Origin of the sequence: Pseudomonas fuscovaginae SE-1, assembly GCF_000364705.1 — a bacterium.
GTDB classification, from domain to species: domain Bacteria; phylum Pseudomonadota; class Gammaproteobacteria; order Pseudomonadales; family Pseudomonadaceae; genus Aquipseudomonas; species Aquipseudomonas fuscovaginae_A.
This window is the reverse complement of record NZ_AQOH01000117.1, coordinates 1-5,880: the sequence shown is the minus strand read 5'-3', so window position 1 is coordinate 5,880 and position 5,880 is coordinate 1. Positions and strand designations below refer to the sequence as shown.

Sequence of the window (5,880 nt, the reverse complement as noted above, 5' to 3'; positions counted from 1 at the left end):
TGGCGAGCGGGCTTGCCCGCGCTCGGCTGCAAAGCAGCCGTAAAGCAGGCTACCCCGGTTTATCTGATCTACCGAATTTCCAGGTTTTAGGGCCGCTTCGCGCCCCAGCGCGGGCGAGCCCGCTCGCCACAGGTCCGTGCTTGCCCATCCTTGCGCGCCATCGCATGTCGTAAACGCACCCTTGCAAGGCGTGCGTAGGCATTTGATGCCTCTGCGCCGGTCATACCATCGCTATCAAAGGGCACCGCCGAACGGCTGGGCCCCACCAAAAAAGAAATGGCGCACTGCCGCTGGGAGAGACGCGATGTTCACCAAGCAAGACCAGATCCAGGGTTACGATGATGCACTGTTGGCAGCCATGAATGCCGAAGAGCAGCGCCAGGAAGATCACATCGAACTGATCGCGTCGGAAAACTACACCAGCAAGCGTGTCATGCAGGCCCAGGGCAGCGGCCTGACCAACAAGTACGCCGAAGGCTACCCGGGCAAGCGCTACTACGGCGGCTGCGAGCACGTGGACAAGGTCGAGGCCCTGGCCATCGAGCGCGCCAAGCAACTGTTCGGTGCCGACTACGCCAACGTCCAGCCCCACTCCGGTTCCTCGGCCAACGGCGCCGTGTACCTGGCCCTGCTGCAGGCCGGCGATACCATTCTGGGCATGAGCCTGGCCCATGGCGGTCACCTCACCCACGGCGCCAAGGTGTCGTCCTCGGGCAAGCTGTACAACGCCGTTCAATACGGGATCGACACCAATACCGGCCTGATCGACTACGATGAGGTCGAGCGCCTGGCGGTCGAGCACAAGCCGAAGATGATCGTCGCCGGTTTCTCCGCCTACTCGAAAACCCTCGATTTCCCACGTTTTCGCGCCATCGCCGACAAGGTCGGTGCGCTGCTGTTCGTCGACATGGCCCACGTGGCCGGCCTGGTTGCCGCTGGCCTGTACCCGAACCCGATCCCGTTCGCCGATGTGGTCACCACCACCACCCACAAGACCCTGCGCGGTCCGCGTGGTGGCCTGATCCTGGCCAAGGCCAACGAAGAGATCGAGAAGAAACTCAACGCCGCAGTGTTCCCGGGCGCCCAGGGCGGCCCGCTGATGCACGTGATCGCCGCCAAGGCCGTGTGCTTCAAGGAAGCGCTGGAGCCTGGCTTCAAGGCCTACCAGCAGCAGGTGATCGACAACGCCCAGGCCATGGCCGGCGTATTCGTAAAACGCGGCTACGATGTAGTGTCCGGCGGCACCGATAACCACCTGTTCCTGGTCAGCCTGATTCGCCAGGGCCTGACCGGCAAGGACGCCGATGCCGCCCTGGGCCGTGCCCACATCACCGTGAACAAGAACGCCGTGCCGAACGATCCGCAATCGCCGTTCGTCACCTCCGGCCTGCGTATCGGCACCCCGGCGGTCACCACCCGCGGCTTCAAGGTGGCCCAGTGCACCGAGCTGGCGGGCTGGATCTGCGACATCCTCGACAACCTCGGCGATGCCGACGTCGAGGCGAATGTCGCCAAGCATGTGGCGGCCCTGTGCGCGGACTTCCCGGTTTATCGCTGAGAGCGGTTTTGGAGTAAATGACTATGCAACGCTATTCGGGCTTCGGCCTCTTCAAGCATTCTCTCAGCCACCATGAGAACTGGCAGCGCATGTGGCGCACGCCCACCCCGAAAAAGGTCTACGACGTGGTTATCGTCGGCGGTGGCGGCCATGGCCTGGCTACGGCCTACTACCTGGCCAAGGAACACGGCATCACCAACGTGGCCGTGGTCGAGAAGGGCTGGCTGGGCGGCGGCAACACCGCCCGCAACACCACCATCGTGCGTTCCAACTACCTGTGGGACGAGTCGGCGCACCTGTACGAACACGCGATGAAACTGTGGGAAGGCCTCTCCCAGGACCTCAACTACAACGTGATGTTCTCCCAGCGTGGCGTCTACAACCTCTGCCACACCCTGCAGGACATCCGTGATTCGGAGCGTCGGGTCAGCGCCAACCGCCTCAACGGCGTCGACGGCGAGTTGCTCAACGCCCAGCAGGTGGCGGACGAGATTCCGTACCTGGACTGCTCGAAGAACACCCGCTACCCGATCATGGGCGCCACCGTCCAGCGTCGCGGCGGCGTGGCCCGTCACGATGCCGTGGCCTGGGGCTTCGCCCGCGGTGCCGACGCCCTGGGCGTCGACCTGATCCAGCAGACCGAAGTGATCGGCTTCCGCAAGGAAAACGGCGTGTGCATCGGCGTGGAAACCAACAAGGGCTTCATCGGCGCCAAGCGCGTCGGCGTGGTCACCGCCGGTAACTCCGGGCACATGGCGAAACTGGCCGGCTTTCGCCTGCCGCTCGAATCCCACCCGCTGCAGGCGCTGGTGTCCGAACCGATCAAGCCGATCATCGACAGCGTGATCATGTCCAACGCCGTGCACGGCTACATCAGCCAGTCCGACAAGGGCGACCTGGTGATCGGTGCCGGTATCGACGGCTACAACGGCTATGGCCAGCGCGGTTCGTACCCGGTGATCGAGCACACCATCCAGGCCATCGTCGAGATGTTCCCGGTGCTGTCGCGCGTACGCATGAACCGCCAGTGGGGCGGCATCGTCGACACCACTCCGGACGCCTGCCCGATCATTTCCAAGACGCCAGTACCGAACATGTTCTTCAACTGCGGTTGGGGCACCGGCGGCTTCAAGGCCACCCCGGGCTCGGGCAACGTTTTCGCCGCGAGCCTGGCCAAGGGTGAAATGCACCCACTGGCCGCACCTTTCTCCATCGACCGTTTCCACAACGGTGCGTTGATCGATGAACATGGCGCAGCAGCGGTCGCCCACTAACAGGAGAAATCCCCATGTTGCATATCTTCTGTCCTCATTGCGGCGAACTGCGCTCCGAAGAGGAATTCCACGCTTCCGGCCAGGCGCACATCCCGCGTCCGCTGGACCCCAACACCTGCACCGACGAGCAGTGGGGCGACTACATGTTCTTCCGCGACAACCCGCGCGGGCTGCACCACGAACTCTGGGACCACGTCGCCGGGTGCCGCCAGTATTTCAACGTGACCCGTGACACGGTGACCTACGAGATCCTGGAAACCTACAAGATCGGCGAGAAGCCTCAATTCACCGCTGCCAAGCAGGCGGAAAGTTCGAAAGCGCCCCAGGCGGCTGTGGGAGAAAAGGTATGAGCCAGGTCAATCGCCTGTCCAACGGTGGTCGTATCGACCGCAACAAAGTCTTGAGCTTTACCTTCAACGGTGAGAGCTACAAGGGCTACGAAGGTGACACCCTGGCCGCCGCGTTGCTGGCCAACGGCGTCGACATCGTCGGCCGCAGCTTCAAGTACTCCCGCCCACGCGGCATTTTCGCCGCCGGTGCCGAAGAGCCGAACGCGGTGCTGCAGATCGGCGCCACCGAAGCCACCCAGATCCCCAACGTGCGGGCCACCCAGCAGGCGCTGTACCAGGGCCTGGTCGCCACCAGCACCAACGGCTGGCCGAGCGTCAACAACGACGTGATGGGTATCCTCGGCAAGGTCGGCGGCAAGCTGATGCCTCCTGGCTTCTACTACAAGACCTTCATGTATCCGCAGTCGTTCTGGATGACTTACGAGAAGTACATCCGCAAGGCGGCTGGCCTGGGCCGTTCGCCGACCGAGAACGACCCTGATACCTACGACAACATGAACCAGCACTGCGACGTGCTGATCGTCGGTGCCGGCCCGGCGGGCCTGGCCGCCGCACTGGCGGCTGCCCGCAGCGGTGCGCGGGTGATCCTCGCCGACGAGCAGGAAGAGTTCGGCGGCAGCCTGCTCGACTCCCGCGAAAGCCTCGATGGCAAGCCGGCGGCCGAGTGGGTGGCCACGGTCATCGCCGAACTGAAGGCGCTGCCGGACGTGCTGCTGCTGCCCCGCGCCACCGTCAACGGCTACCACGACCACAACTTCCTGACCATCCACGAGCGCCTGACCGACCACCTCGGCGACCGCGCCCCGATCGGCCAGGTTCGCCAGCGTATCCACCGGGTTCGCGCCAAGCGCGTGGTCCTGGCGACCGGTGCCCACGAACGTCCGCTGGTCTACGGCAACAACGACGTGCCGGGCAACATGCTCGCCGGTGCCGTCTCGGTGTATGTCCGCCGCTACGGCGTGGCACCGGGCAAGAAGCTGGTGCTGAGCACCAACAACGACCACGCCTACCGCGTTGCCCTGGACTGGCTCGACGCCAGCCTGCAAGTGGTGGCGATCGCCGACGCCCGCAGCAACCCACGCGGGGCTCTGGTGGAAGAGGCGCGTGCCAAGGGCATTCGCATCCTCACCGGCAGTGCCGTGATCGAGGCGCGCGGCAGCAAGCGCGTGACCGCGGCCCGCGTCGCCGCGATCGACGTGCGTGCGCACAAGGTGACCAGCCCGGGTGAATGGCTGGACTGCGACCTGATCGCCAGCTCCGGCGGCTACAGTCCGGTGGTGCACCTGGCTTCGCACCTGGGCGGCAAGCCGGTCTGGCGTGAAGACATCCTCGGTTTCGTCGCCGGTGAAGCACCGCAGAAACGCGTGTGCGTCGGTGGCCTGAACGGCGTCTACAGCCTGGCCGATACCCTGGCCGATGGTTTCGAGGGCGGCGCGCGTGCCGCCTGCGAAGCCGGCTTCAAGGCCGTCGAAGGCGCACTGCCCAAGGCCCTGTCCCGTCAGGAAGAGCCAACCCTGGCGCTGTTCCAGGTCCCTCATGAAAAAGGCACCTCGCGTGCGCCGAAGCAGTTCGTCGACCTGCAGAACGACGTGACCGCCGCCGCCATCGAACTGGCGACCCGCGAGGGCTTCGAGTCGGTCGAGCACGTCAAGCGCTACACCGCGCTGGGCTTCGGTACCGACCAGGGCAAGCTGGGTAACGTGAACGGCCTGGCCATTGCCGCCCGATCGCTGAACGTGACCATCCCGCAGATGGGCACCACCATGTTCCGTCCGAACTACACGCCGATCACCTTCGGCGCCGTGGCCGGTCGTCACTGCGGGCATATCTTCGAGCCGGTGCGCTACACCGCCTTGCACGCCTGGCACGTGAAGCAGGGTGCCAAGTTCGAGGACGTCGGCCAGTGGAAGCGTCCCTGGTACTTCCCGCGTGCCGGCGAAGACATGCACGCCGCGATCAAGCGCGAGTGCAAGGCCGTGCGCGACAGCGTCGGCCTGCTCGACGCCTCGACCCTGGGCAAGATCGACATCCAGGGCCCGGATGCCCGCGAGTTCCTCAACCGCGTGTACACCAACGCCTGGACCAAGCTCGACGTGGGCAAGGCCCGTTATGGCCTGATGTGCAAGGAAGACGGCATGGTCTTCGACGACGGCGTGACCGCCTGTCTGGCCGACAACCACTTCCTGATGACCACCACCACCGGCGGCGCGGCGCGTGTCCTGCAGTGGCTGGAGCTGTACCACCAGACCGAATGGCCGGAACTGAAGGTGTACTTCACCTCCGTGACCGACCACTGGGCGACCCTGACCCTGTCCGGCCCCAACAGCCGCAAGCTGCTCAGCGAAGTCACCGACATCGACCTGGACAAGGACGCGTTCCCGTTCATGACCTGGAAGGAAGGCCTGGTCGGTGGCGTACCTGCGCGAGTGTTCCGGATTTCGTTCACCGGTGAACTGTCCTACGAGGTCAACATCCAGGCCGACTACGCCATGGGTGTCCTCGAGCAGATCGCCGAGGCGGGCAAGAAGTACAACCTGACCCCGTACGGCACCGAAACCATGCACGTGCTGCGGGCCGAGAAGGGCTTCATCATCGTCGGCCAGGACACCGATGCCTCGATGACCCCGGACGACCTGAACATGGGCTGGTGCGTCGGCCGTACCAAGCCGTTCTCCTGGATCGGCTGGGGGGGGGGGGG

At 64.8% G+C, this 5,880-nt stretch carries 4 protein-coding genes; all 4 read left to right on the top strand.

Going from position 1 to position 5,880, the window contains the following annotated elements:
- Window positions 1-304: 304 nt before the first annotated feature.
- Complete coding sequence (locus K675_RS0112390) at window positions 305-1,558, top strand: serine hydroxymethyltransferase (protein WP_017903837.1); 1,254 nt, start codon at window positions 305-307, stop codon at window positions 1,556-1,558.
- Between the two features lie 23 nt (window positions 1,559-1,581).
- A complete protein-coding gene (locus K675_RS0112385; RefSeq protein WP_017903836.1) occupies window positions 1,582-2,832 on the top strand; it encodes a sarcosine oxidase subunit beta in 1,251 nt (416 codons plus the stop codon).
- Between the two features lie 14 nt (window positions 2,833-2,846).
- The gene (locus K675_RS0112380; protein WP_017903835.1) at window positions 2,847-3,182 is read left to right on the top strand and encodes a sarcosine oxidase subunit delta; all 336 of its coding nucleotides are present in this window, start codon (window positions 2,847-2,849) and stop codon (window positions 3,180-3,182) included.
- Window positions 3,179-5,880: sarcosine oxidase subunit alpha family protein (locus K675_RS0112375; protein ID WP_017903834.1), on the top strand; the 2,702-nt coding region annotated here is incomplete at its 3' end. The genes K675_RS0112380 and K675_RS0112375, both read left to right, overlap by 4 nt.

Bases quoted from the DNA above. Each gene is read 5' to 3' on its own strand.
- K675_RS0112380 (WP_017903835.1), top strand. From the start codon at position 2,847: ATGTTGCATATCTTCTGTCCTCATTGCGGCGAACTGCGCTCCGAAGAG.
- K675_RS0112385 (WP_017903836.1), top strand. From the start codon at position 1,582: ATGCAACGCTATTCGGGCTTCGGCCTCTTCAAGCATTCTCTCAGCCAC.
- K675_RS0112390 (WP_017903837.1), top strand. From the start codon at position 305: ATGTTCACCAAGCAAGACCAGATCCAGGGTTACGATGATGCACTGTTG.